The 26,960-nt window shown below is 69.8% G+C and carries 24 protein-coding genes and 2 riboswitches; of the genes, 12 read left to right on the top strand and 12 right to left on the bottom strand.

The genetic code is table 11. From position 1 onward, the window contains the following. Nucleotides 1-26: 26 nt before the first annotated feature. From rnhA to ispH, 3 genes are read right to left on the bottom strand one after another with little or no spacing between them, the layout of a single operon-like run. Nucleotides 27-491 carry a ribonuclease HI gene (rnhA, locus tag ACO1BU_RS08225; protein ID WP_424135433.1) on the bottom strand — a complete coding sequence of 155 codons (465 nt, stop codon included), beginning with the start codon at nucleotides 489-491 and terminating at the stop codon, nucleotides 27-29. Beyond that, nucleotides 481-1,467 (bottom strand): homoserine kinase, encoded by a 987-nt coding sequence (locus ACO1BU_RS08220; RefSeq protein ID WP_424135432.1) that lies wholly within the window; start codon nucleotides 1,465-1,467, stop codon nucleotides 481-483. The genes rnhA and ACO1BU_RS08220 overlap by 11 nt, the downstream gene beginning before the upstream one ends. 59 nt (nucleotides 1,468-1,526) lie before the next feature. Next, nucleotides 1,527-2,525 (bottom strand): 4-hydroxy-3-methylbut-2-enyl diphosphate reductase, encoded by a 999-nt coding sequence (gene ispH, locus ACO1BU_RS08215; protein WP_424135431.1) that lies wholly within the window; start codon nucleotides 2,523-2,525, stop codon nucleotides 1,527-1,529. A 144-nt stretch (nucleotides 2,526-2,669) separates the two neighbouring features. On the opposite strand from ispH, the gene ACO1BU_RS08210 reads away from it, so the two are divergent. The 11 genes from ACO1BU_RS08210 to ACO1BU_RS08160 all read left to right on the top strand — a co-directional run bounded on the left by ACO1BU_RS08210 (nucleotide 2,670) and on the right by ACO1BU_RS08160 (nucleotide 14,842). Further along, nucleotides 2,670-3,227 carry a hypothetical protein gene (locus ACO1BU_RS08210; protein WP_424135430.1) on the top strand — a complete coding sequence of 186 codons (558 nt, stop codon included), beginning with the start codon at nucleotides 2,670-2,672 and terminating at the stop codon, nucleotides 3,225-3,227. Nucleotides 3,228-3,402: 175 nt separating this feature from the next. Then, nucleotides 3,403-3,494, top strand: a riboswitch (glycine riboswitch). 3 nt (nucleotides 3,495-3,497) lie between these two features. Further along, a riboswitch (glycine riboswitch) is annotated at nucleotides 3,498-3,601 on the top strand. A gap of 47 nt (nucleotides 3,602-3,648) precedes the next feature. After that, nucleotides 3,649-4,782 (top strand): glycine cleavage system aminomethyltransferase GcvT, encoded by a 1,134-nt coding sequence (gene gcvT / locus ACO1BU_RS08205; protein ID WP_424135429.1) that lies wholly within the window; start codon nucleotides 3,649-3,651, stop codon nucleotides 4,780-4,782. Further along, nucleotides 4,779-5,156: a glycine cleavage system protein GcvH gene (gene gcvH / locus ACO1BU_RS08200; RefSeq protein ID WP_424135428.1), complete on the top strand. Its 378-nt coding sequence runs from the start codon at nucleotides 4,779-4,781 to the stop codon at nucleotides 5,154-5,156. Before gcvT ends, gcvH begins: the two co-directional genes overlap by 4 nt. Next, nucleotides 5,153-8,056, top strand: a complete 2,904-nt coding sequence (gcvP, locus tag ACO1BU_RS08195; RefSeq protein WP_424135427.1) for an aminomethyl-transferring glycine dehydrogenase — start codon at nucleotides 5,153-5,155, stop codon at nucleotides 8,054-8,056. The genes gcvH and gcvP overlap by 4 nt, the downstream gene beginning before the upstream one ends. Beyond that, entirely contained in the window at nucleotides 8,053-8,634 is a 582-nt protein-coding gene (locus ACO1BU_RS08190) for an NUDIX hydrolase (RefSeq protein WP_424135426.1), read from the top strand. The genes gcvP and ACO1BU_RS08190 overlap by 4 nt, the downstream gene beginning before the upstream one ends. Beyond that, nucleotides 8,631-9,080 carry a GNAT family N-acetyltransferase gene (locus tag ACO1BU_RS08185; RefSeq protein WP_424135425.1) on the top strand — a complete coding sequence of 150 codons (450 nt, stop codon included), beginning with the start codon at nucleotides 8,631-8,633 and terminating at the stop codon, nucleotides 9,078-9,080. Before ACO1BU_RS08190 ends, ACO1BU_RS08185 begins: the two co-directional genes overlap by 4 nt. A gap of 137 nt (nucleotides 9,081-9,217) precedes the next feature. After that, nucleotides 9,218-10,042 (top strand): alpha/beta hydrolase family protein, encoded by an 825-nt coding sequence (locus ACO1BU_RS08180; RefSeq protein WP_424135424.1) that lies wholly within the window; start codon nucleotides 9,218-9,220, stop codon nucleotides 10,040-10,042. Between the two features lie 360 nt (nucleotides 10,043-10,402). After that, a complete protein-coding gene (locus ACO1BU_RS08175; protein ID WP_424135423.1) occupies nucleotides 10,403-11,641 on the top strand; it encodes a pyridoxal phosphate-dependent aminotransferase in 1,239 nt (412 codons plus the stop codon). A 132-nt stretch (nucleotides 11,642-11,773) separates the two neighbouring features. After that, entirely contained in the window at nucleotides 11,774-12,418 is a 645-nt protein-coding gene (locus ACO1BU_RS08170; protein WP_424135422.1) for a ribonuclease HII, read from the top strand. A 101-nt stretch (nucleotides 12,419-12,519) separates the two neighbouring features. Beyond that, nucleotides 12,520-13,605 carry a site-specific DNA-methyltransferase gene (locus tag ACO1BU_RS08165; RefSeq protein ID WP_424135421.1) on the top strand — a complete coding sequence of 362 codons (1,086 nt, stop codon included), beginning with the start codon at nucleotides 12,520-12,522 and terminating at the stop codon, nucleotides 13,603-13,605. 259 nt (nucleotides 13,606-13,864) lie between these two features. Then, nucleotides 13,865-14,842 (top strand): Bug family tripartite tricarboxylate transporter substrate binding protein, encoded by a 978-nt coding sequence (locus ACO1BU_RS08160; RefSeq protein WP_424135420.1) that lies wholly within the window; start codon nucleotides 13,865-13,867, stop codon nucleotides 14,840-14,842. A 58-nt stretch (nucleotides 14,843-14,900) separates the two neighbouring features. Here ACO1BU_RS08160 and ACO1BU_RS08155 read toward each other — a convergent pair whose 3' ends face one another. The 6 genes from ACO1BU_RS08155 to ileS form a co-directional block, all read right to left on the bottom strand. Beyond that, a complete protein-coding gene (locus ACO1BU_RS08155) occupies nucleotides 14,901-15,524 on the bottom strand; it encodes a hypothetical protein (protein WP_424135419.1) in 624 nt (207 codons plus the stop codon). A 194-nt stretch (nucleotides 15,525-15,718) separates the two neighbouring features. Next, nucleotides 15,719-16,981: a M16 family metallopeptidase gene (locus ACO1BU_RS08150; RefSeq protein ID WP_424135418.1), complete on the bottom strand. Its 1,263-nt coding sequence runs from the start codon at nucleotides 16,979-16,981 to the stop codon at nucleotides 15,719-15,721. Beyond that, nucleotides 16,978-18,396, bottom strand: a complete 1,419-nt coding sequence (locus ACO1BU_RS08145; RefSeq protein ID WP_424135417.1) for a M16 family metallopeptidase — start codon at nucleotides 18,394-18,396, stop codon at nucleotides 16,978-16,980. The genes ACO1BU_RS08150 and ACO1BU_RS08145 overlap by 4 nt, the downstream gene beginning before the upstream one ends. Nucleotides 18,397-18,477: 81 nt before the next feature. Beyond that, complete coding sequence (locus ACO1BU_RS08140) at nucleotides 18,478-19,041, bottom strand: DUF3035 domain-containing protein (protein WP_424135416.1); 564 nt, start codon at nucleotides 19,039-19,041, stop codon at nucleotides 18,478-18,480. Between the two features lie 92 nt (nucleotides 19,042-19,133). Further along, nucleotides 19,134-19,634, bottom strand: a complete 501-nt coding sequence (gene lspA / locus ACO1BU_RS08135) for a signal peptidase II (protein WP_424135415.1) — start codon at nucleotides 19,632-19,634, stop codon at nucleotides 19,134-19,136. Then, a complete protein-coding gene (gene ileS / locus ACO1BU_RS08130; RefSeq protein WP_424135414.1) occupies nucleotides 19,634-22,462 on the bottom strand; it encodes an isoleucine--tRNA ligase in 2,829 nt (942 codons plus the stop codon). The genes lspA and ileS overlap by 1 nt, the downstream gene beginning before the upstream one ends. A gap of 279 nt (nucleotides 22,463-22,741) precedes the next feature. Here ileS and ACO1BU_RS08125 point away from each other — a divergent pair, with 279 nt between their 5' ends. After that, the gene (locus ACO1BU_RS08125; protein ID WP_424135413.1) at nucleotides 22,742-24,280 is read left to right on the top strand and encodes a cation:proton antiporter; all 1,539 of its coding nucleotides are present in this window, start codon (nucleotides 22,742-22,744) and stop codon (nucleotides 24,278-24,280) included. Nucleotides 24,281-24,296: 16 nt separating this feature from the next. Here the strand turns inward: ACO1BU_RS08125 and ACO1BU_RS08120 are convergent, their stop codons facing one another. From ACO1BU_RS08120 to ACO1BU_RS08110, 3 genes are all read right to left on the bottom strand, one after another. After that, on the bottom strand, nucleotides 24,297-24,575 hold the full coding sequence (locus ACO1BU_RS08120; RefSeq protein WP_424135412.1) for a DUF3297 family protein: 279 nt from the start codon (nucleotides 24,573-24,575) through the stop codon (nucleotides 24,297-24,299). Nucleotides 24,576-24,644: 69 nt separating this feature from the next. Further along, on the bottom strand, nucleotides 24,645-25,493 hold the full coding sequence (locus ACO1BU_RS08115; protein WP_424135411.1) for a pirin family protein: 849 nt from the start codon (nucleotides 25,491-25,493) through the stop codon (nucleotides 24,645-24,647). Nucleotides 25,494-25,540: 47 nt separating this feature from the next. Further along, nucleotides 25,541-26,914 (bottom strand): glycosyltransferase family 4 protein, encoded by a 1,374-nt coding sequence (locus ACO1BU_RS08110; protein WP_424135410.1) that lies wholly within the window; start codon nucleotides 26,912-26,914, stop codon nucleotides 25,541-25,543. Nucleotides 26,915-26,960: the final 46 nt, after the last annotated feature.

Raw genomic sequence — 26,960 nt, 5'->3', positions numbered from 1 at the left:
AATCAGTCCTGTCGCCTCCGACAGATTTACCGCCCCAGCCCCATTCGCGCGGCCGTTGCCAGCTTGTCCGCGCGCTCGTTCATCGGATCCCCGGCATGGCCACGCACCCAGCGCCACTCGATCTGGTGCGGCTTGGCGGCGGCCAGCAGGCGCTGCCACAACTCATAATTCGCCACCGGTTCCTTCGCCGCATTGCGCCAGTTGTTGCGCACCCAGCCATGGACCCAGCGCGTCACGCCATTCTTCACGTACTCGCTGTCCGTATGGATCACCACGCGGCAGGGCTTCTTCAGTGCCTCCAGCGCGGAAGCCGCAGCGGTCAGTTCCATGCGGTTGTTGGTGGTGGCGGGCTCGGCGCCCGTCAGTTCCCGCTCATGCGCGCCGAAGCGCAGGATGGCGCCCCAGCCGCCGGGGCCGGGATTGGGCTTGCAGCCGCCATCGGTCCAGATTTCGACCACACCGCCACCCGTGGCGGCATCCTCAGAATCCATAAGCAGCAACTCCCGTGGCCTGGGCGTGGAAGCGCAGGCGACGCAGGTATTCGAGTGGATCTTTTCGGGTGACCAGGGCGCCGGGCGGCGTGTTGGTCCAGTCATAAAGCCGCGTCAGCAGGAAGCGCAGCGCCGCGCCGCGGCAAAGCACAGGCAGGGCCGCCAGCTCGGCTTCCGAGAGCGGGCGCGCGGCGTTGTAGCCGGCCAGCAGGGCGCGGGCCTTGGTCACATTGAAGGACAGGTCCGGCTCGAAGCACCAGGCGTTCAGGCAGATAGCCACGTCATAGGCCAGGATGTCCGTGCAGGCGAAATAGAAGTCGATCAGGCCGGACACGCGCGGACGCCCGTCCTCGCCCTCCAGAAAGAAGACATTGTCCGGGAAGAGATCCGCATGGATCTGCCCGCGCGGCAGATCACCGGGCCAGTCGCGCAGGATGGCGGGGAGATACCCGTCCAACTCGGCGCAGAGCCCGGGCTGCACCGTGTCTCCATTGGGTCGGCAGCGCTCCAGTAACGGTCCCCAGCCTGCGGGGCCGAGCGAGTTGGGCCGCTCCGCCGTGAAGCCTTTCCCGGCGGCGTGCAGGGCGGCCAGGGCAGTACCCAGCGGCCCGCAATGGGCGACGGTGGGGCGGCGCGGCCAGACGCCAGGCAGGAAGGTGCAGATCGCGGCCGGCCGTCCGGCCAGCTTCCGCAGTGCCTCCCCGTCCCGTCCCGCCACGGGCTCCGGGCAGGCCAGGCCGCGCGCGGCCAGATGGCGCATCAGCCCGAGGAACCAGGGCAGTTCCGCCGGATCCACCCGCTTTTCATAGAGGGTCAGGATGAAGTCGCCGCCCAGTGGAGAACCGGTGGTCTTCAGGGCGTAGTTGCTGTTCTCCACCCCTTCCGCAATGCCGCGGAAGGCCAGCAAATCGCCCAGATCATACTCCGACAGGAACGCGCGCAGCGCCTCGTCGGACACCTCGGTATAGACAGCCATGCAACCCCCTGAGCCGGGGTCCATGCATCAGCCGGGGCGGGACGGCAACCCGCCCGGCGCTATTCCGCCGGCGTGGTGGCGCGCGGGGCGCGCAGGGCGCGGGGCAGGTTGAAGATGATCTTCTCCTCCGCCACCGTCACATCCTCGATCGTGACGTCGAAGCGGGTCCGCAGCCGGTCCACCACCTCCTGCACCAGCAGCTCCGGCGCGCTGGCGCCGGCGGAGATGCCCACGGTCGAAAGCCCATCCGCCAGACTCGGATCGAAGTCCCGGCCGCGCTGGACCAGCACGGCGCGCGGGCAGCCGGCCTTCTCCGCCACTTCCCGCAGGCGCACGGAGTTGGAGGAGTTGGGGGCGCCCATGACCACGATTAGATCGCAGCGCTCCGCGATCGCCTTCACCGCCGCCTGGCGGTTGGTGGTGGCGTAGCAGATGTCTTCCTTGATCGGCGCGGCCATGTGCGGGAAGCGGGCGCGCAGCACGTCCAGCACTTCCGTCGTGTCGTCGATCGAGAGGGTGGTCTGGGTGGCATAGGCCAACGGCCCCTCGGGCGGCTGGACCGTTGCGGCCTGCTCGGCATCCTCCACCAGGGTCACGCTGCCGGCGGGCAGCTGGCCCATGGTGCCGATCACCTCCGGGTGCCCGGCATGGCCGATCAGCAGGATGTGGCAACCATTGGTGTGGTGGCGCTCAGCCTCCCGGTGGACCTTGCTGACCAGGGGGCAGGTGGCGTCCAGATAGAGCATCTGCCGCGCCTCGGCGGCCGCGGGCACCGATTTGGGCACGCCATGGGCCGAGAAGATCACGGGCTGCCCGTCATCGGGGATCTCGTCCAGTTCCTCGACGAAGATGGCCCCCTTGGCCTCCAGCCCCTCCACCACGAAGCGGTTATGAACGATCTCGTGCCGGACATAGACAGGGGCGCCGTAGCGCTCCAGCGCCAGCTCGACGATTTTGATGGCCCGGTCCACCCCCGCGCAGAAGCCGCGCGGGCCCGCCAGCAGCACCCTCAAGGAGGGCTTCCCCGAGGAGTGGGGGAGGTTTGCGATCTGATCCATGGCGTGCGACTTGGTCCCTCGGCGCCGGCGCGAACAGCCCCCGGCCGGACCGTGGGCGAGAACTATTCTAGCCGCCCTCGGCGCCGCCGCCCAGGGCCGTGCCGAGCATGCCCGCAATGTCCGAGGGCAAGGAGCATCCCCCGCGTGACCCGTCTTCCTCGTTCGGCCTTCCTCCTGGCCCTCGCGGCCCTGCCTGCACTGGCCGGCTGCAGCGGCAGGGGCGGCAGCGTGATGAACCAGCGCCCGACGGCGCCCTGCCCCCGCGTGGCCCTGCTGGCCGATGCGGTGGACCTGACCCGCTACCGGCCCGGCGCCCGGCCCGATATCGGCACGGTCGAGGTCGATGCGCGGATGATCGGCTTCCAGGCCCGCTGCGACTACGCCCCACGCGATGCCGGGCTGGACGTGATCCTGACGGTTCAGGTGTCGGCCGAGCGCGGGCCAGCGGCCACCAGCCGGACGGCCGGGCTGCCCTTCCTGATTGCCGTGACGGAAGGAACGGAAAGCCGGGTCCTGAACAAGGCTACCGATACGGTGCAGGTCACCTTCGGCGAGGGGGAGCGCAGCACCGTGGCCCAAAGCGCGGAGATGATGGTCCGCCTCCCCGGCAATCCGCAGCGTGCGGCGGAGAAGGTGATCCTGGTTGGTTTCCAGCTGACCCCGGAGCAGCTGGCGGAGAACCAGCGGCGCGGGGTGCGGTGAAAGCTTGGGGAGAAGAGATTCTCCCCGGAGGCCTCCGCCTTTTTCGAGTGGGGGGCATGCCGGTTTTACCGGCGCGCCGGTGCTACACCCCGAAACAGAGAAGGGAGATGCCTGCTCCAGGCCCCTTCTGACGGTTGCGTCCGGCCCTGCATTCGGGCAGGACTGGTCCACCCGCTGATCCCGTGCGGGAGAGAGGGGTGGAGACACCCCCGCCGAAGGCGCAACCGGCCCCCGGAAACGCTCAGGCCAAAGGACCGCGCGGGGAAGGGGCCTCTGGAAAGCCCGTGGCCTGAACCATTCACCTGGTCGGGCCATGGCACCGACGGAGTAAGGAAAGCCCCGCTTTCCGAATCTCTCAGGTCTCGGGACAGAGGGGGGCCACGATCTGAACCGGCCGCCTTCGTGCGGCCATGGGGGATGCGTGGCCGATACCGAAGCTTTGCTTGAAACGCCGCTGGCCGGCCTGCACCGCGAACTCGGCGGGCGCATGGTGGGCTTCGCGGGTTATGCGATGCCCGTCCAGTACCCGGCGGGCATCATCGCCGAACACCAGGCCTGCCGGACAGGCGCGGCGCTGTTCGATGTCTCCCATATGGGCCAGGCGGAACTGCGCGGCGATGGCGCGGCGGCCGCGCTGGAGCGCGTGACGCCCGCAGAGGTCCAGGCCCTGCGCCCTGGCCGCCAGCGCTACGCGCTGCTGATGAACGAGACCGGCGGAATCGTCGACGACTTCATGGTCGCCAATCTCGGCGACCGGCTGTTCCTGGTGCTGAACGCCTCCCGCAAGGTGGTGGACATCCAGGCGATCGGCGCCGCCCTGCCCGCGGGCGTGGCTATCGTGCCACGGCCTGATCGCGCGCTGTTGGCCCTGCAAGGCCCGGGCGCGGAGGCGATCCTGGCGCCCCTGGCCCAGGGAATCGCGGCCATGCCCTTCATGGGCGTACTGGAAACGCCCGTTGCTGGCATTCCGGCGCTCGTCACTCGCTCCGGCTATACCGGGGAGGATGGTTTCGAGATCGGCATCCCCGCCGAGGGTGCCGAAACCGTCGCCCGCGCCCTGCTGGCCGCCGGTGCGACGCCGGCCGGCCTCGGCGCCCGGGACAGCCTGCGGCTGGAGGCTGGGCTGCCCCTCTACGGCCAGGACATCGACGAAACGACCTCCCCGGTCGAGGCCGCGCTTACCTTCAGTCTGGGCAAGCGCCGCCGCATGACATGGGACTTCGCCGGCGCGGAGCGGGTGCGGGAAGAGCTGGACAACGGCCCCAAGCGCCTGCGCGTCGGCCTGCTGCCCGAGGGACGCCAGCCCGCCCGTGCCCATACGCAGATCGTGCTGGGCGGCCTTCCGATCGGCGAGGTGACCAGCGGTGGCTTCGGCCCCTCGCTGAACGCGCCGGTTGCGATGGGCTACGTCGCCCGCGCCCATGCCGCGGATGGCACGGCGCTTGAACTGATGGTGCGCGGCCGGTCCATCCCCGCCCGCATCGCCCCCACCCCCTTTGTGCCGCACCGCTATAAGCGCGCGGCCCTCACGAACAATGCCGGAGTTGCCGTATGAGCCAGACCCGCTTCGCCAAGAGCCACGAATGGGTCCGTCTGGACGGCGACGTCGCGGTCGTCGGCATTTCCGACCACGCGCAGAACGCGCTGGGCGACGTGGTCTTCGTGGAACTGCCCGAGCCCGGCCGGGAAGTGGAGGCCGGTGAGGCTGTGGCCGTGGTGGAGAGCGTGAAGGCCGCCTCCGACATCTACGCGCCCATCGCCGGCACCATCGCGGCGAACAATGCCGCGCTGGTGGACAATCCCGGCCTGGTGAACAGCGAGCCGATGGGCGAGGGCTGGTTCTTCACCATCACCCCGCGCGACGCCACGGAGATCGACGCGCTGATGGACGCGGACACCTACGCCAAGCACGCGGAGGAAGGGCAGTGAGCGCGCTCGACCAACTCGCGGCGCTGGAGGAGACCGCCGCCTTCGCCACCCGGCATATCGGGCCGGGCGAGGGGCAGATCGCCGCCATGCTGCGCGTGGTGGGTGCGGAGAGCCTGGAGGCGCTGGCCGCCCGCACCGTGCCCGCCGCCATCCGCGACAGCCACCTGGATGCGCTGCCGCCGCCGGTGGGCGAGGCTTCCGCCATCGCGGAGCTTCGCGCGCTGTCCGAGAAGAACCGTCGCGTGAAGTCGCTGATCGGCTGCGGCTATTACGGCACCCATACCCCGCCGGTGATCCTGCGTAACGTGCTGGAAAATCCGGGCTGGTACACGGCCTACACGCCCTATCAGGCGGAACTTGCCCAGGGCCGGCTGGAAGCCCTGCTGAACTTCCAGACCATGGTCTGCGACTTGACCGGCCTGTCCGTGGCCAATGCCTCCCTGCTGGACGAGGCGACGGCGGCGGCCGAGGCGATGGCGCTGGGCCTGGCCGCGCATAAGCAGAAATCCACCACCCTGGTGGTGGCGCCGGACCTGCATCCGCAGACCCTGGCCGTGCTGCGCACCCGTGCCGAACCCCTGGGGATCAGGATCGAGGTCACGGGTGATGTCGCGGCCTATGCCGCGCTGAAGCCCTTCGCCGTGGTGCTCTCCTATCCCGGCACCACGGGCGAGGTGCGCGACATCACCCCTGCCATCGCTGCCGCCCAGGCGGCCGGTGCCCTGGCGATCGTGGCCGCCGACATCCTGGCCCTGACCATCCTGACCCCGCCTGGCGAGATGGGCGCCGATGTGGTGGTGGGCAGCACGCAGCGCTTTGGCGTGCCTATGGGCTATGGCGGCCCGCATGCCGCCTATATGGCGGTGAAGGACGGGCTGAAGCGCCTGATGCCCGGCCGCCTGGTCGGCGTTTCCGTCGATGCCGCTGGCCGCCCGGCCATGCGCCTCGCCCTCCAGACTCGCGAGCAGCACATCCGCCGGGAGAAGGCGACGAGCAATATCTGCACGGCGCAGGTGTTGCTGGCCGTGATGGCCAGCATGTACGCCGTGTGGCACGGGCCGGAAGGCCTGACCCGCATCGCCCGCCGCACGCATCTGCTGGCCAGCCTGCTCGCCGATGCCGCCATGCGCGCCGGCTTCCGGCTGCGCCACGAATCCTTCTTCGACACGGTCGCGATCGAGGCCGGCGATAAGGCCGATGCGCTGATGGCAGCCGCGCTGACGGCCGGCTTCAATCTGCGCCGCGTGGATGCCGGCTGCGTTGCCGTCGCGTTGGATGAAACGGTGACGCGGCAGGACCTCATCGCGCTCGTCACCGCCCTCTGCGAGGCCGGAGCCTGCGAGCGCATCGGTCTGGGCGAGCTGAAGGCGGCGGATCACCTGCCTTCCGCCCTCGTGCGCCGCTCGCCTTTCCTGACGGCGTCCGTCTTCCGCGCGCACCACTCCGAGCACGCGATGCTGCGCTATCTCAAGGCGCTTGAGGACAAGGATGTCGCGCTGAATCGCAGCATGATCCCGCTGGGGTCCTGCACGATGAAGCTGAACGCGACGGCGGAGATGATTCCGATCACCTTCCCAGGCTTTTCCGACATCCATCCCTTCGCCCCGGTGGATCAGGCGCGCGGCTATATCGAGATGATCCGCCGCCTTGAGGCCTGGCTCTGCGCCTGCACGGGCTTCGCGGCGGTGTCGCTGCAGCCGAATGCGGGCAGCCAGGGCGAGTATGCCGGGCTGCTGGCCATCCGCGCCTATCATCAGGCGCGCGGGCAGGGGCATCGCGATATCTGCCTCATTCCCTCCTCCGCGCATGGCACCAACCCGGCCTCCGCCGTGATGGCGGGGATGCGCGTGGTCGTGGTGGGCTGTGACCGCGACGGCAATGTCGACCTGGACGACCTGCGCGCGAAGATCGATCAGCACGCGGAGAAGCTCTCCGCGCTGATGATCACCTATCCCAGCACGCATGGCGTGTTCGAGGAGGCCATCCGCGCGATCTGCGAGGCCGTGCACGCGGCCGGCGGGCAGGTCTACATGGATGGCGCCAACATGAACGCGCAGCTCGGCCTGACCAGCCCGGCCGCGATCGGCGCCGATGTGTGCCACCTGAATCTGCACAAGACCTTCTGCATCCCGCATGGCGGCGGCGGGCCGGGCGTTGGCCCGATCGGCGTGGCCGCGCATCTGGCGCCGCATCTGCCGAACCACCCGATGGTGGCCGAGGCCGGTCCGGCGACGGGCTTCGGCCCCGTCTCCGCCGCCCCCTTCGGCAGCGCCTGCATCCTGCCCATTTCTTACGCCTATATCCGCATGATGGGCGCCGAGGGGCTGACGCGCGCAACGCAGGTGGCGATTCTCAACGCCAACTACATCGCGAAGCGCCTGGATGGGCACTTCCCCGTGCTCTATCGCGGCCGCCAGGGCATGGTGGCGCATGAATGCATCCTGGATTGCCGCGGCTTCCAGCAGGGCGGCGGCGTGCTGGTGGAAGACATCGCCAAGCGCCTGCAGGATTACGGCTTCCACGCGCCGACCATGTCCTGGCCGGTCGCGGGCACGCTGATGGTGGAACCCACCGAAAGCGAGCCGCAGGAGGAGTTGGACCGCTTCGTGGAGGCCATGATCGCCATCCGCGCCGAGATCCGCGCGGTGGAGCAGGGCAGGGCGGACAAGGCCGACAACCCGCTGAAGAACGCTCCGCATACGGCTGAGGAAGTAACGGCGGAGAGCTGGTCTCACCCCTACACCCGCCAGGAGGCCGCCTTCCCACTGCCCTGGATAGCCGCCCACAAGTACTGGCCGCCGGTGAAGCGCGTGGACAATGTCTATGGCGACCGTAACCTCGCCTGCACCTGCGCGCCGCTGGAGGCCTATATGGAGGCGCCGAAGGCAGCCGCGGAATGACCGCGCATCCGCCGCCCTGGGAAGTTCTCTCCTCCCGCACCGCCCTCCGCGACCGCTGGATCGATGTGACGGCGGATGCGGTGCGGGACTCGAAGGGGAACGTGCTCGATCCCTTCTACACCCTGACCTATCCGGACTGGGTGCATGTGGTCGCGGTCACGCCGGCCGATGAGCTAGTGCTGGTGCGGCAATACCGGCACGGCTCCCGCTCCTGGGCGCTGGAACTGCCGGCCGGCGCGATGGATTCCACCGATGCGGACCCCATCACCGCGGCAGCGCGCGAGTTGCAGGAGGAAACCGGCTACACGGCGCCGGCCTACCGCGCTCTCTGCGCACTCAGCCCCAATCCGGCCACGCATCGCAACCGCGTGCATACGGTGCTGGCGCTGGGCGCCAGGCTGACGCATCCCACGGCCCATGAGGCCGGGGAGGACATCACCGTAGAGCTCTGGCCCCTTCAGCGCGTACTGGACAGACTTGGTGAGGGTGACATCCTTCACGCGCTGCACATCTCGTCCCTGCTGCTGGCGCTGAGGGCTGCCGGCCGCCTGGACCTCCGCCTGAAGGACCCGTCATGAGCGAAGTCCGCGTCATTCCCATCGAGCAGCGTCATCGGGCCGATTGGGATAAGCTCTACGCCGGTTACGCCGAGTTCTATCGCGTGACGCAGACACCGGAGATGCGCGACCGGGTCTGGTCCTGGATCCATGATCCCGCGCATGAAACAAATGGTCTGGTCGCGGAGGACACGGAAGGCCGCGCCGTCGGCCTCGCGCATTACCGCGCTTTCGCCCGCCCTCTTTCCGCGACGACTGGCGGCTATCTGGACGATCTCTTCGTCGATCCCCACATGCGCGGCAAGCGCGTGGCCGACGCGCTGATCGAAGCCATCGCCGAGGAAGGCCGCCGTTGCGGCTGGAGCGTCATCCGTTGGATCACCGCCGAGGACAATCACCGTGCCCGCGCGGTGTACGACCGGGTCGCGAAGCTCACACCCTGGCGGACCTACGACATCCCGCTCTGACAGGGGCTGCTGTACCGCGTCGGGCGCTGTTCGCGGCGCCCGCTCTGCTGCCCTTCCTCACCGCGCCCGGCTGCGCCGCCACGCCTTCGGCCCTGCCGCGCCCGACGGAGGCCAGCATCATCGAAACCCGCACCACCTTGCGCGATGCCGCCCGTGCGCGCGACATCCCTGTACTCATCCGCGAGCCCGCCGGCACCGGACTGGTGCCTGCCGTCATCATTTCCCATGGTCTCGGAGGCTCGCGCGAAGGCCTCGCCTATCTCGGCCGCGCCCTGGCGGAGAATGGGTATCTCGCGATCCACCTCCAGCACATCGGTTCCGATGACAGCCTGTGGCGCGGCGGGGGCGACCGCATGGTGGGCCTCGCGGCTGGCGCGCTGAACGTGCAGGCCGCGCTGGACAGGCTGCTGGACAGCAAATTCGCACTAGACAACCTGCCGCGCCGTGCCGATCCCGCGCGCCTTGCCATGGCTGGCCATTCCTTCGGTGCCTGGACGGTGCAGCACATGCTGGGCGAGCGCCTGCCTGGCGGCGACCGCGGCCTGGGCCTGCCTGATCCGCGTCTCAAGGCGGGCATTGCCATCTCGCCCATTCCCGCCATGGGCCTGCCGCCCCGCCTGGCCTATGGCGGCTATGTGGTCCCGCTCCTCCACATCACGGGCACGGAGGACCATGGCTTCATCGAGGGCATCCGCGCCCCTGCCCGCCGCGTGCCCTTCGAGCAATCGCGCAATCCCGGCGCCCTGGCCGTGCTGAACGGCGCCGCCCATGCCTCCTTCGCCGATGAGCAGGAGGCGGGCGGCCGTTACGCCGACAGGACCTACCACCAGCGCGCCGCCGCGCTCTCCGTCACCTTCCTTGACGCCGTGCTGCGCGGGGATGCGGCGGCCCTGGCCACGCTTCGCGGTGGCGCCGCGGGGCTGCTTGGGGCGGGGGATGAGTTTGTCGAGCGGGGGCTGTAGGAGCGGTGGCCCCTGGGTGAGGCTTTGCCTTCCCCAGACCCCCTCCACCGGGGAGCATGATGCTCCCCGGCCCCCACCATCTGTTGGCGGTTGAACCGGAGCTCCGCCGAGGCTCTATGACCCTCGGCGATGGGCAGTGCCGCCTTCGGGGCCTGAGTTAGAGGCCTGCGGCGCTACCCTCGATCGCTGTTTCGCCGAAAACTCGACGCGGGGTCCGGGGTGGCCGCTGCCACCCCGGCGGAGGGACTGGGAGGCAGCGCCTCCCAGAGGCCGCCGCCTCCGCAAATCAGAACAAGCGCCCGGAGGGGCATGTTTCCCCTTCCGCATCCCGTGCCCTGGCGTCAGAAGGGGTCCTCTCGCATGCCCGGCCCTGCCGAGGCCCAGAACGAAGATTGGTTCCGCATGAGCGTCGCCTCCAGCCCGGCCACCGACCTGGCCGATACCCTGCCCGAGCGCATTCGGGGGGTTGGTACCAGCCAGATCGGCCTTGTGGCGGACAAGGGGCGGGACGATCCGGAGGTCGTGAAGCTCTGGATCGGGGAGGGCGACCTGCCCACCCCCGACTTCGTCGTGGAGGCTGCACACCGGGCCATGCTGGCGGGCGAGACCCGCTACACCTATTCCCGCGGCCTGCCCCGGCTGCATCAGGCGCTGAGCGACTATCATCGCCGCCACTGGGGCGTGGAAGTGTCACCGGAGCGGTTCACCATCACCTCCGGCGGCATGAACGCCATCATGCAGGCCTGCCAGGCGCTGATCGAACCGGGCGACGAGATCATCATTCCTACCCCGAACTGGCCTAACCTGGCCGAGGCGGCGCGGGTGAACGGGGCGGTGCCGGTGACCGTGCCCTACCGTAACTCCGCCGATGGCCGCTTCACCCTGCCGATCGAGGATATTGAGGCCGCGATCACGCCGCGCACCCGCATCCTGGTGGTGAACTCGCCCTCCAACCCCACGGGCTGGGTGATGCCGCTGGCCGAGATGGAGGCGCTGCGCGACCTGGCGCGGGAGCGGAACCTCTGGATCATCTCCGACGAGGTCTATGCCCACTTCACCTATGGCAACTCGATCGCCCCGTCCTTCCTGCAGATCTGCACGCCGTCGGACCGGCTGATCGTCACGAACACCTTCTCCAAGAACTGGGCGATGACGGGCTGGCGCGCCGGCTGGATGATCTATCCGGAGGGGCTGACGGGCACCTTCTCCAAGCTCGGCCAGTACAATACGACGTCCATCCCCACCTTCATCCAGCACGCGGCCATCGCGGCGCTGGAGGAGGGCGACGCCTTCATCCGCACCATGGTTGGCCGCTGCGCCGAAAGCCGCGCCATCATGGTGGAGGGCCTGTCGCGCCTGAAGGGCGTGGCGGTCTTCGCGCCGGAGGGTGCCTTCTATCTGATGGCCAAGGTGGAAACCGGCGAGACCAGCCTGGACCTCGCCTTCCGCCTGCTGCGCGAGGCCAAGGTGGGCGTTGCCCCCGGCACCGCCTTTGGGCCGGAGGGCGAGGGCTTCATCCGCATCTGCTTCGCCGTCAGCCCCGGCCTGGCGCGGGAGGCGGTGGCGCGGCTGACCCGGGTGCTGGGCGAGCGCGCCTGACAGGCTGTCACGCGTGAACCGTCTTGCCCCCAGCCCCTTCCAGGGCGAGTCTGCGCCCATGGAAGGATTCACCATCGACTGCCAATGCCGGCCCGTCCGTCCAGGCGCGGCGGAGCAGGGACTGGGCCTCTGATGGCGCGCCGGCCGGCCTCCCGCCCCGATTTTTCCTTGGAAGCCGCTCATCCCGGCCCGGTGGCGGGGGTGGACGAGGCCGGGCGCGGTCCGCTGGCCGGACCCGTGCTGGCCGCGGCCGTCATTTTCCCCGGCCACCCGCCGGAGGAACTCGCCGCGTTGCTGGACGACAGCAAGCGCCTGGACGCGGCGCGGCGCGAGGCCGCCTATGAGGCGCTGCTAGAGGCGCGGGCCGCCGGCACGGCCCTGATCGGCGTCGGTGCTGCCAGCGCCGCCGAGATCGGGACGCTGAACATCCTCTGCGCCACGCATCTCGCCATGGCGCGCGCCATTTCCCGCCTGCCGGTGGCGCCTGATCTGGCGCTGGTGGACGGCAATGCCCCGCCGCGGCTGCCCTGCCCGGTGCGCTGTGTTGTGGGTGGGGACGGTCTGTCGCTGTCCATCGCGGCGGCCTCGATCATGGCGAAGGTGGTGCGGGACCGGGCCATGACGCGGTTGAGCGTCCGCTGGCCGGATTACGGCTTCGCCCGACATGCCGGTTATCCCACGCCGGCGCATCGTGAGGCCCTGGCGCGGCTCGGTCCCTGCCCTCATCACCGGCGCGGTTTCAGCCCGGTTGATCAAGCCGTTCTGTCTCTTTCTTGACGCGGCGACTCCGCCATGGGCATGGTGCCCCCGAGGTAAGATCCGGCGCGACGCGGGGGCGCGGTGCCGGACCAGGCGATGAGTCGGGGGATAGTGCGCGCGTGGGAACGGGGCTGGACCTGCCGCTGGACAGCGTGCTGCGCGGCGACTGCATCGAGAGCCTGCGCCGTCTGCCGCCCGCCTCCGTGCACGCCATTTTCGCGGATCCGCCCTATAACCTCCAACTCAAGGGCGCGCTGCGCCGCCCGGATGACAGCCTGGTCGACGCAGTGGACGAGGAGTGGGACCGCTTCGACGATCTGGCCACCTATGACCGCTTCACCCGCGAATGGCTGACTGAATGCCGCCGCGTGCTGCGGCGAGACGGCACGATCTGGGTGATGGGCGCCTATCACAACATCTTCCGCCTGGGCGTCGCGCTGCAGGATCTGGGCTTCTGGATCCTGAACGACGTGGTGTGGCGGAAATCCAACCCCATGCCGAATTTCCGCGGGCGCCGCTTCACCAACGCGCATGAGACCCTGATCTGGGCTGCGCGCGGGCCGGAAAGCCGATACCGCTTCAACTACGCCGCCATGAAGGCGATGAATGACGACAAGCAGATGCGGAGCGACTGGCTCATTCCGCTCTGCACCGGCAATGAGCGCCTGCGTGGGGAGGACGGCCGCAAGCTGCACCCGACGCAGAAGCCCGAGGCGCTGCTGCATCGCGTGATCCTCGCCTGCACGGCGCCGGGGGAGGTCGTGCTGGATCCCTTTCTGGGCACCGGCACCACCGCCGCCGTCGCGAAGCGCCTGGGCCGCCGCTATATCGGGTTGGAGCGTGACGACGGCTATGCCGACGCCGCCGAAGCCCGGCTGGCCACCATCGAGCCGCTGCCGGAAAGCATCGCCCTGACGCTGCCGGCAAAGCGCGAGCAGCCCCGCATTCCCTTCGGCGCGCTGGTGGAGCGCGGACTCGTGCCGCCCGGCACGAAGCTGTGGGACCGGCACCGCCGCTGGCAGGCAGAGGTGGGCGCCGATGCGACCCTGCGCTGCGGCCGCGTGGCCGGAAGCATCCACCAGGTCGGCGCCGCCGTGCAGGAGGCGCCCTCCTGCAACGGCTGGACCTTCTGGCACATTGAGCGGCGCGACGGCACGCTGCGCGTGCTGGACGAGTTGCGCGCGGAACTGGCGCCGGGGGCGTAGCCCTGCCTCCACGAGGTCCGGGCCGGCGAGGCGCTGCCGGCGGACCTGATAGCAGTAAATGGAGAAGGCCGTGTCCTTCCCTCGAATTGGAATGCGTCGGCGCGCCGATGCGTCGCTCAAAAGGTGAAGAGAACCCAGGGAAAGCTCTTCTCGACCGTTTCGTGAACGCATGAAGGCGTGGACAGGTACCGGTTCCGCCCGTCAGGCTGGTGATGCCAAGGCCCAGCAGGGCCCATGACGAATACGGGAAACGAACGAGATGACGCGCCGCGACCTTCTCCGCGCCACATTGGCCGCCACCGCCCTGCCGGCGCTCGCGGCCCCCGCCCTGCGGGCGCAGAGCTTTGACCACACCATCCGAATCATCGTGCCCAACCCCCCCGGCGGCACCAGCGACATCCTGGCCCGGCTGATCGCGCCGGAGCTGACGCGTGACCTCGGCCAGAATGTTGTGGTGGAGAACCGCGCGGGCGCGGGCGGGAATATCGGCGCCGATGTCGTGGCCAAGAGTCAGCCCGACGGCCACACTCTGCTGCTGATGGATGTGACGACCATCGCCACCAACCCGGCCCTCTTCCCGCGTCTGCCTTTCGACAACCAGCGGGATCTCGCGCCGGTTTCGATGCTGATCTATGCGCCCTACATCCTGGGCGTTGCCAACGCGCTGCCGGTGAAGGATGCGGCCGGGCTGGCCGCCTATGCCAAATCTGCCCCGCGCCCGCTCAATGGCGGGAATGCCGGCGTCGGCACGTCTTCTCATCTCACCCTGATCGAACTTGCCGATCGCTGGGGCCGCGAGATGACCCATGTGCCCTATCGCGGCGGCGCGCCCGCCCTCACCGCCGTCGTCTCGGGCGAGGCAGACCTGACCATCCAGGGAGCCACCCAGTCTCAGCCCTTTGCCGTCAACGGCCAGATGCGCGCGATCGCTGTCACGGGCACGCACAGGCTGGCCGCGCTGCCGAATGTCCCGACCTTTAGGGAGGTCGGTTGGCCCGCGGTCGATGCCGGTACCTGGCAAGGCGTGATGGTCCAGGGCAACACGCCGCGCCCCGTGGTGGAGCGCCTGCACACCGCCCTGCGCAAGGCTGCGGCCCAGCCTGCCATCGCCGCGCGCCTGACCGAACTCGGCGCCGAACCCCGCACGGACGGACCCGATGCCTTCCGCGACTGGCTGACGCGGCAGACCGAGACCTACACGCGGCTCATCCGCGAGAACAACATCCGGGTCGATTGAATTCCGACATGCCCCGGAGGCGGCCAGCGATGCGCCCACGGCCGCATCGCTGGCACCTTCACCAGAGGCGCAGCTTCCTGACCGGCGCGACCGGGTTGACGGCCGCAACGGGGGCGCTCGGATCGCTTCCGCGCGCGAACATTCTCGACCGGAACCAGGGCCATTGCTTCGCGTCGGGGGGCTGGAAGCTGCCATGCACCCCGTTCTTGCAGGCCTGCAGGAACGCCGTGAGCTGTTTCAGGTCCGAGGCATCATCCAGGCGCATGGAGAAGCGCCGGGGGATGTTCTTGTAGGTGAAGCCGCAGGCCAGGCAGGGGCCGTCATCCCATACGGGGTAGAAGCGCGGGCCGAAGCCTTGGACCTCGCTGAACTCCTTCTGCAGCAGCCGGGATTGCCCGAGAAGGGCACTGACTTTCTCGGCCACATAAAGGATGCCATGGCGCGTCAGCCGGCCCTGGGCAACCAGCGCGGCCCCCGTCGCTGCACTGGTCGCAGCAGCTGGGCCAGCCGCTCGGCCGCCGGCGGGCTCGAAGCTGTCCATGGCCATGACGGCCCTTGGGGCATAGCGCAGCATCGCCGTCCGGATGGCCGCGCCCGCAGGCGCATCCAGTCCGGCGAGGCTGACAGCTTCCGATGCGACGACGGCTGCCTCGAAGGCGGCATAGACAATCGGCAAGACCACGCTGATCGCTCCAGGATGGGGCGCGGACAATACTCATATCTAAATCGTAATCAACTACCCGCGGCGCGGGCGCGGGTGATGCCTCCGGTGAACACCGCGCCGATGCTGTCGCGATCATCGCGGGCCACTGACCGAGGATCAGGCCCGGAGGCCGGGGGCGCCCTGCCCGGGAGGCCGCCTGCCGGGACTGCCCGTCACAAGCCCTCGGGCTTGCCCGCCACCGTCACGGCCAGTTCATCCGGCCGCAGCACCCGCGCTGCCACCGCCACCAGCTTCTCGCGTGACAGAGCCGCCAGGCGCGCCGGGCGTTTCGCCAGCCAATCCAGCGGCCGGTTGTTCCGGCGCAGCGCCAGCATGATGCCTGCGATCTGCCGGGTGGAAGTGAAGGAAAGGGGCTGGCTGCCCGTGAGATAGGCGATCGCCTCCTCCCGCTCCGCCTCGGTCGGGCCGGAAGCGGCCATGCGGGCCCATTCGCTCCGCAGCACCGACAGCGTCTCGCCCATCCGGGCGTTCTCGGTCGCGACTGAACCGATGATGATGCTCTGGCCCACGATGGGTTCCGGTCCGGCCCCGATGCCATAAGCCAGGCCGCGCTCCACCCGCACCGCATTCATCAGGCGGGAGGAGAAGCCGCCGCCGCACAGGATCCGCAGCACCACCCCCGCGGCCTCCCAGTCCGGATCATCCACGGCAAGGCCGGGCTGGCCGAAGACGGCGCTGGATTGCGGGCTGTCGAAGGTCACCACTTGCACGCCGCGCGCGGAGAAGGGGGGAAGGCTGGGCAGGCCTTCCGGCGCGCCCTCCGGCCAATCGCCGAACAGCTCGGCCAGAACCTCCCGCAACTGGTCCGCGGTGATGGCGCCCGAGGCGGCTACCATGAGCCCGCCCCGGTGGAACTGCCGCCCCGGAATACGCTTGAGCAGATCGCCGGGCACCGTGGCCAGGCTCTCCGCCGTGCCGCCGGGCGAGCGGCCGAAGGGGCCTGGCAGCGCGGCCGCCCAGAAGGCGCGGCTGGCCTGCCCGCGCGGGTTTTCCAGCGCCTGGCGGGCGCCGGCGATCGCGCGGGCGCGTACCCGCTCGATATCCGGCGCCTCCATGCGGGGCTCTCGGAGCGCCAAACGGGCCAGGCGCGTCGCCTCGGGCAGCGCTTCGGTCAGGCAGCGGAAGCTGCCCGAGAATTCGTCGCGGTCGGCCGAGAAAGAGAAGGAAATGGCCGCGTCGCGCACCGCCTCCTGGAAAGCGCTGGCGTCCAGCTCGCCGGCGCCCTCGGTCAGCAGGGCGGCGGCCAGGGCCCCGGCGCCCTCCCGTCCCTCCGGATCCAGTGCGGCGCCGCCGGGGACGGAGAAGGCAAGCGAGATGACGGGAACGGCATGGTCCTCGGCCAGCCAGGCGGTCACGCCGGCCGATTCGACCACCTGCACCGGCAGGGTGAAGCCGCTGGGAATGGTTTCGGTCATGGCGCGCGCACGCCCTCGGGCAGCAGCCAGCCGGTGATGGAGGGATGGGTGAAGACCGCGCGGGCGGCGGCCATCACGGCCTCCGGCGTCACGGCGCGCACGCTGGCGGGCCAGTGCTCCACGGCATCGGCGGGCAGGCCGATGGCGAGGGTTCCGCCCAGAAGACGCGGCGCGGCGCCCAGCCCATCCAGCGAAAGCAGCGCCCCGGCGGTGAGCTGGCGCTGGCTGCGCGCCACCTCCTCCGCTGTCACGCCCGCATCCAGCAGGCGCATCACCTGATCCTCGATCGCTTCTTCCAGCTGCGCGGGCGTCGTATCGCCGCGCGGCGTGGCATAGATGCCGAAGGCCGTGGCGCCCAGCTCGTCGCTGTCATAGCCAGCCCCGGCCCCGACAGCGAGGCCTCCCTGGACCAGCGCCCGGTGCAGGCGCGACCCCGGGCCGCCGCCGAGCAGATGGGACAGTACCTCAAGGGCGATGGCGTGCTCCTTGCCTGCGCCCTCGCGCCCCCAGGTCAGGGTCGGCGCGATCCATGAGCGCAGCATCTGAGCCTCCCGCACGCCAGGGTCGTTGCGGACCAGGCGGGATTGCAGCGGAGCGGGCGGCGGCTCCGCCCGCTGGCGGGGTGTGACGGCGCGGCTCTCGACGCCGCCATACTCGTCCTCCACCACGCGGCGCAGCGCGGCCTCGTCCACCGCGCCATTCACCACCAGCACGGCATTGCCCGGGGTGTACCAGCGCTGGTGGAATTCCATCAGGTCGTCACGGGTCAGGGCGCGGATCTCATCGGCCCAGCCGATGATCGGGCGGCCGCGCCAGTGCTGGCGGCCCCACATGGCCGCGTCATAGGCCTCGCGGAAGCGGGCACGGGGGGAGCTGTCGGTGCGCTGGCGCCGCTCCTCCAGCACCACGGCGCGCTCAGGCTCCACCGTGGCGGCGGGGAAGGCCGGCGCGCGCAGGCGGTCGGCCTCCATCATCGCGACCAGCTTCAGACGCGTCGCCTCCACGGTCTGGTGGTAGGCGGTCACGTCACGGGAGGTGAAGGCATTGTCCTGCCCACCCTCCTGCGCCACGCGGCGGGAGAACTCGCCATCCGCCACATGGGCGCTGCCCTTGAACATCATGTGCTCAAGGAAATGGGCCAGGCCGGACTTGCCCTCCGGGTCATCGCCCGAGCCGACGCCATAGAACAGGTAATGCGCCACCACGGGCGCGCCGCGCGTGCCGACATAGGCGACGCGGAGCCCGTTGGGCATGCGCCAGAGATTCGCGCCGAAAAGCGGCCGGTCGACCGGAATCGGCGGCGGCGCGGCAACGGCGGCGGAAGGGGAGGATGGGGCGGCCGGGGCACGGCCGGCCAGGGCGGCGGGCGCGACGGCGGCGGTCACCAGCGCGGCACGGCGGGTCAGGGAAGGCATCCCTGACATTTGGTACAGGACCGGGCCGGAGGAAATGGCCGGGCGGGTTGCTTCATGGAAATACCCACCCGGCGGCGCTCCCTAGAACAAGCCTTGCAGCAGGCCGCGCTCGCGCCGCTGGATGATCGGTGTCTCGCCATCCTCCGGGGACCGGCCGAGGGCCGCGTTCTCCCGCAGGCGCTGCGCTTCCTTTTGGGGATCGATCACCGTGCCGGGCGTGGGTGACTGCTGCCAGAACATCAGCCGCTCCACCAGCCCGCGCTGCGGGCGGTCGAGCCGGAGGCTCTCCTCGTCCACCTGGCGGCGGATGCCGCGGTCCACACTGCCGACGCCGGCGGCCTGGCCAGCCTGGGCGAGCAGCGCGACCTCTGCGCCCGTGGGGCGTTCGCTCCGGCCCTCACCAAGCGCCGTGGCGGGGGCGAGGGCGCTTTCGGCGCTATCACGCGCCGAAAGCTCCTGCGGGCGCTGGGCGCCGGGGCGGGGGGGCGGCAGGTCGCCCATGCTGGGCGGAATGGAGAGGGGGGCGCGGGTGACGACCTGGAACTCGTCCGGCGCCTCACGGGTCAGGCCGAGGGTGCGTGCCGTGTCGCCGCCGCAGGCGGCCAGCAGCAACAGGGGGGCCAGAAGGAGGGGGCGGAGGATCATGGCAGGCGCCTTCTAGCAAAACTGCGGGGCATGCGGAAACAGGCGGCGGCTCCGAATACGTTTCGTCACGCCGCCCGGCTGGCGCCAGGACCTTACGCCGGTTCGGAGGCCGGGCGGGCCCTCAGCGCCTCTACCAGGAGGACGAGGACGCCCAGCACGATCGCGGCATCCGCGACGTTGAAGACATACCAGTGCCACCCCGCCGCATAGGCGTCGATGAAATCGACCACCGCGCCGAAGCGGATGCGGTCGATCACATTGCCCACCGCCCCGCCGACAATGGCGCCTAGCGCGAGGGCGGTGCCACGGTTCTCGGCCTTTGCCATCCAGCGGATCAGGAAGACCGCGATGGCCGCCGCCAGCACCGCCAGGGCCCAGGCATGCCAGGGCGCAGTGCCCGAGAGCAGCCCGAAGGTGACGCCACGGTTCCAGACCATGGTCAGGTCCAGCCCGAAGCTGCCGCCGCCGAGCAGCGGCACGTTGCGGCGGGTCGGCAGGTCCAGGACCTCCAGGATCCACCATTTGCTGGCCTGGTCCGCGACCAGGACCAGCAGGGCGAGGATCAGGCCGCGCGTCAGGTTGCGGGCGGCCATTAGGCGATGGCCGCTTCGCAGCGCAGGCAGAGGGTGGGGTGGGCGGCGCTGCGCCCGACCTCCGGCAGGACGCGCCAGCAGCGGTCGCACTTGTTGCCGGGGGCAGGGGCGAAGCGGGCGGAGGCACCACCTTCCGCCTCCACGCCCTCGCCTTCCAGCGGGGTGCCGGTGAGCGTCAGGTCGGAGGTGATGCAGAGCTCGGCCCAGGGCAGATCCGCGAGATCCGCCTGGGCCTCACCCAGATGCAGCTCCGGCGCCGCCTGGAGGGAGCTTCCGATGATGCCGGCCGCGCGCGCCTTTTCCAGCGCGCCGGTGACGAGGCCGCGCACGGCGCGCGCCCGGGCCCAGCGCTCGGCCAGGGCTTCGTTCCGCCATTCCTGGGGAACCGAGACGAAGGTCTGGAGATGGACGCTGTCCGCATCCTGCCCGAAGCGGGCCAGCCAGGCTTCCTCGGCCGTAAAGACCAGCACCGGTGCCAGCCATGTGCAGAGGCAGCGGTGCAGCACATCGAGCACCGTGCGCGCGGCACGGCGGCGCGGATCATCCGCGCGGTCGCAATAAAGGCTGTCCTTCCGGATATCGAAGAGGAAGGCCGAGAGGTCGGAGGCGCAGAAATTGTGGATCTCCGGCATCACGCCGGACCAGTCGTAATCCGACGCGGCCTTGCGGATGCGCGCATCGATCTCGGCCACGCGGTGCAGGATGAAGCGCTCCAGCTCCGGCAGTTCGGCGTAGGAGACCTTCTCGGCATCCGTGAAGCCATCCAGGCTGCCGAGCAGCCAGCGCAGCGTGTTGCGGATGCGGCGATACAGCTCCGCCTGCTGGCCGAGGATGGTCTTGCCGATCCGCAGATCCTCCGCGAAGTCGGAATTCATCACCCAAAGCCGCAGGATGTCGGCGCCGTAATCCTTCATCACCTCCTGCGGGGCGGTGACGTTACCCAGCGACTTCGACATCTTCCGGCCGGACTCATCCAGCACGAAGCCATGGGTCAGGATGGCCTTGAAAGGCGCGATGCCGCGCGTGCCGACGGATTCGAGCAGGGAGGAATGGAACCAGCCGCGATGCTGGTCGGAGCCTTCCAGATAGAGATCGGCCGGGAAGGGCAGGTTGTGATCGGGCAGGCAGAAGGCGTGGGTCGAGCCGGACTCGAACCACACATCCACGATGTCCATCACCTGCTCGTAGTCATCGGGGTTCCGTTCATTGCCCAGGAAGCGGGCGGCGGCGCCGGGCTTGTACCAGGCATCGGCGCCTTCCTCGCGGAAGGCGGCGAGGATGCGGTCCATCACGGCGGGGTCGCGCAGCGGCTCGCCCGTGCGCTTGTCCACGAAGACAGCGATGGGCACGCCCCAGGCGCGCTGGCGGCTGATGCACCAGTCCGGCCGCGCGGCGACCATGGAGCCGATGCGGTTGCGGCCCTGGTCAGGCACGAAATGCGTGTTGGCGATGGCGTCCAGCGCCTTGGCGCGGATCTGGTTGGCATCGTCCATCGCGATGAACCATTGCGGCGTCGCGCGGAAGATGACGGGCTTCTTGCTGCGCCAGCTATGCGGGTAGCTGTGCCTCAGGCTGCCCTTGGCCGCCAGCGTGCCCATGCTCTCCAGCGCCGCCCAGACGGGCTCATGCGCCTTGAAGACATGGATGCCGGTGAAGCCCGGCGCCTGCACCGTATAGGTGCCGTCGTCATTCACCGTCTCCGGCACCGGAATGTCATGGGCGCGGCCCAGGGCGAAGTCGTCCTCACCATGGCCGGGGGCGATGTGGACGAAGCCCGTGCCGGCATCGGCGGTCACGAAATCGCCCGCCAGCAGCGGCACGTCGAAGTCGTAGCCGCCCTCGGCCGGCGCCCAGCCGCGCAGCGGATGCGCCAGCACCGTGCCGGCCAGCTCCACGCCCTTGAACACGCGGCGCAGGGAGTGGGCGGCGAGGCCGGCTTCCTTCTCGAAGGCCGGAAGGAGCGGAAGGGCGACGATCAGCTTGTCGCCGGTGGCCAGCAGCGAGCCCTCCGCGATGCCGTCGACATGCACCAGCGCGTAGTCGATCTCCTCACCAAAGGCGACGGCGCGGTTGCCGGGGATGGTCCAGGGCGTGGTGGTCCAGATCACCACCCGCGCTCCCTCCAGATCCGGCGCTTTTGTGCTCACCACAGGGAAGGCGGCGTGGAGCGTCGGGCTGGTGATGTCGTGGTACTCGACCTCGGCATCGGCCAGGGCAGTCTTCTCCACCGGGCTCCACATCACCGGGCGCAGGCCGCGATAGAGTGAGCCGTTCATCAGGAACCGCCCGATCTCCTCGGCGATCACCGCCTCGGAGGTGAAGTCCATCGTGGCATAGGGGGTTTCCCAGTCACCCAGCACGCCCAGGCGCTTGAATTCCTCGCGCTGCACGTTCAGCCAGTGGCGGGCGTATTGCCGGCACTCCTCGCGGAACTCGAGGATGGGGACCGAGTCCTTGTCCTGCTTCTTGGCGCGGTACTGCTCCTCCACCTTCCACTCGATCGGCAGGCCATGGCAGTCCCAGCCCGGGACGTAATCCGCGTCCTTGCCCGACATCTGGGCGGCGCGGTTGATCACGTCCTTCAGGATCTTGTTCAGCGCGTGGCCGATATGGAGCGGGCCGTTCGCATAGGGCGGGCCGTCATGCAGGACGAATTTCTGCAGGCCCCGGGAACGTTCGCGGAGCTGCCCGCGCAGGTCCTGGGCCTGCCAGCGGGCGAGGGTGGCGGGCTCGCGCTTCGGCAGGTCGCCCCGCATGGGGAAGGGGGTCTTGGGCAGGAAGACGGTGCTGCGGTAGTCGCGGGCAGCTTCGGCGGGGGCGTCGTTCATGGTCGGTCCGGGTCTCGGGGCCACGCATCCGGGGCGCGGCAAAGGGGCAGGCGCGGCGGTATCTCCCGGCCCTCAAAAGAGGACCGGGCCGGGAATTCGCGCGCGGGGCGGCCGGAAGAGCATGGGCGCCATATGCGGAGGGCGAGGGGGAGGGGTCAAGCGAGGGGCGTGAATGTCATCCCTCCGGCCAGATCTCGGGATTGCCATGCCGGAACGAAACGCGGTGCCCGCCGCCTCCGCGCGCTTCTGCCAGGCGCCGCCGCCCCCTAGGCTCCCGCCATGGAGCTTTTCGAGACCATCATCGCCCTCCTCCTGGCCGCGGCCCTGCTCACCACCCTGGCCAACCGCCTTGCCGTGCCCTACCCGGCGCTGCTGGCCCTGGCCGGCGCCGTGGCCGCCTTCATCCCGGGCGTGCCCACCGTCACGCCGGACCCGGCGCTGGTCCTGACCCTTTTCGTCGCCCCGGTGCTGCTGGACGCGGCCTTCGATGCCTCCCCGCGTGACCTCAAGGCCAACCTGCTTCCGGTCGCGACCCTCGCCTTGGTCGCGGTGGGCCTGACCGTCGCATCGGTCGCGGCCGTCGCCCGCTGGTGCCTGCCGGAAATGCCGCTGGCCGCCGCCGTCGCGCTCGGCGCCATCGTCGCGCCCCCGGATGCCTCGGCCGCCACCGCCGTGCTTCGCCGCCTGCGCCCGCCCCACCGTCTGCTGGTGGTGCTGGAAGGGGAAAGCCTGTTCAACGATGCCAGCGCGCTGCTGATTTACCGCCTGGCCCTGGGCGCCGTCGTGACTGGCAGCTTCTCCCTTCTGGGCGCCGGGCCGACCTTGCTCCTCACGGTTGGCGGAGGCGCGCTGTTCGGCTGGGCCGTCGCGCGGCTCTACCTGGCCCTGGCCGAGCGCCTTTTCCCGGACATCGCGATCAACGTCCTCGTCCAGTTCCTCGGCACCTTCGGCGTCTGGATCGCGGCGGAAGCACTGCACCTCTCCGCCATTATCACCGTGGTGGTCTATGGCATGACCATCGCCCGCCACGCGCCAAGGCGGATGGGCGCCCGGCGCCGGATCGTCTCCTACGCGGTGTGGGAGGTGGCGGTCTTCGTGCTGAACGCCCTGGCCTTCCTGCTGATCGGGCTGCAGATGCGCGCCATCGTCGGGCGGCTGCAGGCGGACTGGGGAGCGGTGGCGCTGCTCGCGGCCGGCACCTGCGTGGCGGTGATCCTGACCCGGATCGCCTGGGTGATGGCCTATAACACGGTCATTCGATGGGTGATTGGCCGCTTCGGCCTGTCCATGCCGCGCCCGACATGGGGCGATGGGCTGGTCGCCGCCTGGTGTGGCATGCGGGGGGTGGTCACCCTGGCCACGGCCCTCGCCCTGCCGGAGGACCTGCCCCATCGGGACGAGATCGTCTTCGCCGCCGTCTGCGTGGTGATCGTCACCCTCGGGCTCCAGGGCACGACCCTCGGCCCGCTCCTGCGGCGCGTCGGGCTGTCGGATGACGGCACGGTGGAGGCCGAGGCCGCCCTGGCGCGGGCGGAAACCACGAAGGCGGCGATGCGGGTGCTGGAGGGCGAGCCTCCCTCCCCGGCGCTCGAAACCCTGCGGCGCGAGCTCACGGCTCGCGCGGAACTCGGGGAGGATGGGCCGCCGGAGGAGGCCGAGGGCACCGCCCGGCTCCGGCAGAGGGCGGTGGATGTCTCCCGCGACGTGCTGGAAGAACTCCGCCGCGCCGGCACGATCGGCGACGACGCCTTCCACCGGATCGAGGAGGAACTGGACCTGCTGGAGCTGACGGCGGACCCCCGGGTGCGGCCCGCCTGAAGCCGGTGGCCCCGGATCAGCCCTCCGGGCTGGCCTGCGGGGCGTCCTGCTCTGCGCCCTCTTCCCGGAGATAGGGCTCGACCTTGCCCTGGAGCTTCATGGTCATCGGCTTGCCCTTGCGGTCCAGCGCCTTGCCGACGGAAAGCCGCACCCAGCCCTCGCTGACGCAGTATTCCTCGACATTGTTCTTTTCAACGCCCTTGAAGCGGATGCCGACGCCGCGCTGGAGCAGCTCGGCATTGAAATAGGGGCTGCTTGGGTCGGTGGAGAGGCGGTCGGGCAGGGTATCGGTCATCGTGGCGGGCCTTGCGTGCGCGTCGTGGCGGGCGGTGTTAGCGAAGGGCGGAGGCGGAGTCCAAGGGGGTCAGCCGAACAGGCCGGCCCGGTAGTCCCGCATGGCCTGGCGGATTTCCTCCTGCGTGTTCATCACGAAGGGGCCCTGCGTCACCACCGGCTCCCCGATCGGCTCGGCATGGCCGAGCAGGATGACGGCATCGGCCTCCGCCGAAAGGGCGATCTCATCGCCGTCGTCATTCAGCTCCACCAGGTTGAAGGCCAGGGCAGGCATCCCGCCCACCCGCACCGCGCCACGCACGACATAGAGGAACACGGCCCGCCCGTGCGGTGCCGGGAGCAGTGCCTCGCCGCCCGCCGCCATCCGCAGCACCGCCATGGCGATCCCGGTCAGGGACCGGAAGGGGCCGGAAACCGGGCCCCAGTCGCCGGAGACGGCCTCCACCGAGACGCGGCCGTCATCCAGCGGAAAATCCGGGATGGCATCGGCCTGGAGACCGGTATAGGCCGGATCCGTCATCTTCAGCCGGGCCGGCAGGTTCACCCAGAGCTGGAGGATTTCCAGCGGTCCACCCTCTCGCAGGAATTCAGGCGGGGAGATCTCGGCATGAACCAGGCCCCGCCCGGCCGTCATCCACTGCACGCCACCCGCGCGGATGATGCTCTCGTGGCCTCCCGTGTCGCGGTGGGCCAGCGAACCCTCCAGAATGAAGGTCACCGTCTCGAAGCCCCGGTGCGGATGGGGGCCGAAGGGCAGGCCATGATTGCCGGGCGGGTAGGTCTGCGGCCCGTGGTGATTGAGGAACAGGAAAGGGTCCAGTCCTTCGATCCCCGGCCCCGGCAGGGGGCGGCGGGTGACGAGGTCCCCGATGTCGTCCCGCAGCGCGGGATGCAGGGCCTTGGCGGTGCGTTCGCTCATGCCAGCCAGATGCGGGGCCCGGCCCCGCTCGGCAATGGGCCGCGTGCTCAGCCCGGCAGCGTCGCCTCGGGCGTCCCGGGCTCCAGCGTCACGCCCAGCCGGGCATAGACCTCCGCCAGCCGTCGTTCATAGGCCGCCGCGCTGAACATCGCCGCCTGCCGCCGCCCGGCCCAGGACAGGTGCTCGCGCAGTTCCGCGTCGGAATCCAGCGCCCGGATGCCCTCCACCATGGCACGGATATCGTAGGGATTCACCTTCACCGCGGCATCCCCCACCACCTCCGGCAGGGAGGAGGTGTTGGAGGCCAGAACCGGCGTTCCCAGGCTCATCGCCTCCAGCGCCGGCAGGCCGAAGCCCTCATAGAGAGAGGGGAAGAGCACGGATTTCGCGCCGCGTATGACGGAGACGAGCAGCCGGAAGGGCGCATAGTCCAGCAGGATCACCTGCTCCCGCAGCTTGCGCTGGGTCAGCTTCTGCTCGCCTTGCTGGGTCATCCAGCGCTGGTGGTCCTCGAAGAGCAGCCGCATTTCCTGGTCGCTCTTCCATGCCTGCTTGCCCAGGATCACCAGCGGCGTCTCGACGCCGGAAACGAGATGCGCCTCGATCAGCCGGCCCAGGTTCTTCTTCGGCTCGATCGCCCCGAAAAAGAGGTGATAGCCCTTCCATTCCAGCCCGAAGGCGCCGCGGATTTCGTCGCGCGCCTGATCCTCCGGCTTGTTTGCCAGGTAGGGCGGCAGTTCCACGGACTGATAGGTGTTCGTCACCTTTTCCGGATCGGCGCCGAGCAGGGTGATAATGTCGCGCCGCGACGCCTCGCTGACCGTCAGAACATGGTCGGCCTGGGCCAGCAGCAGCCGGCACAGGCGGAAATAGCGGCGCTTGTGGTCCAGCGTGGTAAAGGGCAGGCGCAGCGGCACCAGGTCGTGGAACGTGTAGATATTGCGCGCGCCGGGCATCCGGAGCGGCAGCGGATAGGTCCAGTGGGCGACCGCCGGGGGCTGCCCGGGCAGGCTCACCGGCACGGTCCGCGCCCGCCATTTGAAGCGGTTATGGGCGCGGTTGAAGACGTCCTCCACATTCCAGAGCCGGTCGAAATAGGGCAGCCGGTTGGCGAAGCTGTCGATGACCACCTGGCCGGTGACCGGGATGTCGATGGCCGTCTCGCCGAGCCCCGCCATGACCGTGCGCCGCAGGCGCCGCATGCGCCGGCGGAAGGTCATGCGCTCGATCGCCGGGTCGTCGAAGAAGGCGACCTCCCGCATCAGGCCGGCCCATTTCGGGTTTACATGGCGGCCATAGAGCACCTCCACGGCGGCCCCGGCGGTGCCGAGCCGGTAGGAGAGGTTCCGGGCATAGGTGGAAACGCCCGTTCCGTGCTCCAGCGCGAGGTTGAAGCCGTCGATCAGAATCCGTGGGCGCATCGGCGCCACCCTAAACCATGATCCGGCCAGACCGAAGGGCACCCGG

Source organism: Roseomonas chloroacetimidivorans, from assembly GCF_049629625.1.
GTDB lineage: Bacteria > Pseudomonadota > Alphaproteobacteria > Acetobacterales > Acetobacteraceae > Roseomonas > Roseomonas chloroacetimidivorans.
Note: the sequence above shows the minus strand (reverse complement) of the source record. Positions and strands in the feature narration are given on the sequence as shown.

What these genes read in the sequence shown, in the direction of transcription:
- rnhA (WP_424135433.1), bottom strand. Translation starts at nt 491, where the DNA reads ATGGATTCTGAGGATGCCGCCACGGGTGGCGGTGTGGTCGAAATCTGG.
- ACO1BU_RS08220 (WP_424135432.1), bottom strand. Translation starts at nt 1,467, where the DNA reads ATGGCTGTCTATACCGAGGTGTCCGACGAGGCGCTGCGCGCGTTCCTG.
- ispH (WP_424135431.1), bottom strand. Translation starts at nt 2,525, where the DNA reads ATGGATCAGATCGCAAACCTCCCCCACTCCTCGGGGAAGCCCTCCTTG.
- gcvH (WP_424135428.1), top strand. Translation starts at nt 4,779, where the DNA reads ATGAGCCAGACCCGCTTCGCCAAGAGCCACGAATGGGTCCGTCTGGAC.
- ACO1BU_RS08190 (WP_424135426.1), top strand. Translation starts at nt 8,053, where the DNA reads ATGACCGCGCATCCGCCGCCCTGGGAAGTTCTCTCCTCCCGCACCGCC.
- ACO1BU_RS08185 (WP_424135425.1), top strand. Translation starts at nt 8,631, where the DNA reads ATGAGCGAAGTCCGCGTCATTCCCATCGAGCAGCGTCATCGGGCCGAT.
- ACO1BU_RS08175 (WP_424135423.1), top strand. Translation starts at nt 10,403, where the DNA reads ATGCCCGGCCCTGCCGAGGCCCAGAACGAAGATTGGTTCCGCATGAGC.
- ACO1BU_RS08170 (WP_424135422.1), top strand. Translation starts at nt 11,774, where the DNA reads ATGGCGCGCCGGCCGGCCTCCCGCCCCGATTTTTCCTTGGAAGCCGCT.
- ACO1BU_RS08160 (WP_424135420.1), top strand. Translation starts at nt 13,865, where the DNA reads ATGACGCGCCGCGACCTTCTCCGCGCCACATTGGCCGCCACCGCCCTG.
- ACO1BU_RS08150 (WP_424135418.1), bottom strand. Translation starts at nt 16,981, where the DNA reads ATGACCGAAACCATTCCCAGCGGCTTCACCCTGCCGGTGCAGGTGGTC.
- ACO1BU_RS08145 (WP_424135417.1), bottom strand. Translation starts at nt 18,396, where the DNA reads ATGCCTTCCCTGACCCGCCGTGCCGCGCTGGTGACCGCCGCCGTCGCG.
- ACO1BU_RS08140 (WP_424135416.1), bottom strand. Translation starts at nt 19,041, where the DNA reads ATGATCCTCCGCCCCCTCCTTCTGGCCCCCCTGTTGCTGCTGGCCGCC.
- lspA (WP_424135415.1), bottom strand. Translation starts at nt 19,634, where the DNA reads ATGGCCGCCCGCAACCTGACGCGCGGCCTGATCCTCGCCCTGCTGGTC.
- ileS (WP_424135414.1), bottom strand. Translation starts at nt 22,462, where the DNA reads ATGAACGACGCCCCCGCCGAAGCTGCCCGCGACTACCGCAGCACCGTC.
- ACO1BU_RS08125 (WP_424135413.1), top strand. Translation starts at nt 22,742, where the DNA reads ATGGAGCTTTTCGAGACCATCATCGCCCTCCTCCTGGCCGCGGCCCTG.
- ACO1BU_RS08120 (WP_424135412.1), bottom strand. Translation starts at nt 24,575, where the DNA reads ATGACCGATACCCTGCCCGACCGCCTCTCCACCGACCCAAGCAGCCCC.
- ACO1BU_RS08115 (WP_424135411.1), bottom strand. Translation starts at nt 25,493, where the DNA reads ATGAGCGAACGCACCGCCAAGGCCCTGCATCCCGCGCTGCGGGACGAC.
- ACO1BU_RS08110 (WP_424135410.1), bottom strand. Translation starts at nt 26,914, where the DNA reads ATGCGCCCACGGATTCTGATCGACGGCTTCAACCTCGCGCTGGAGCAC.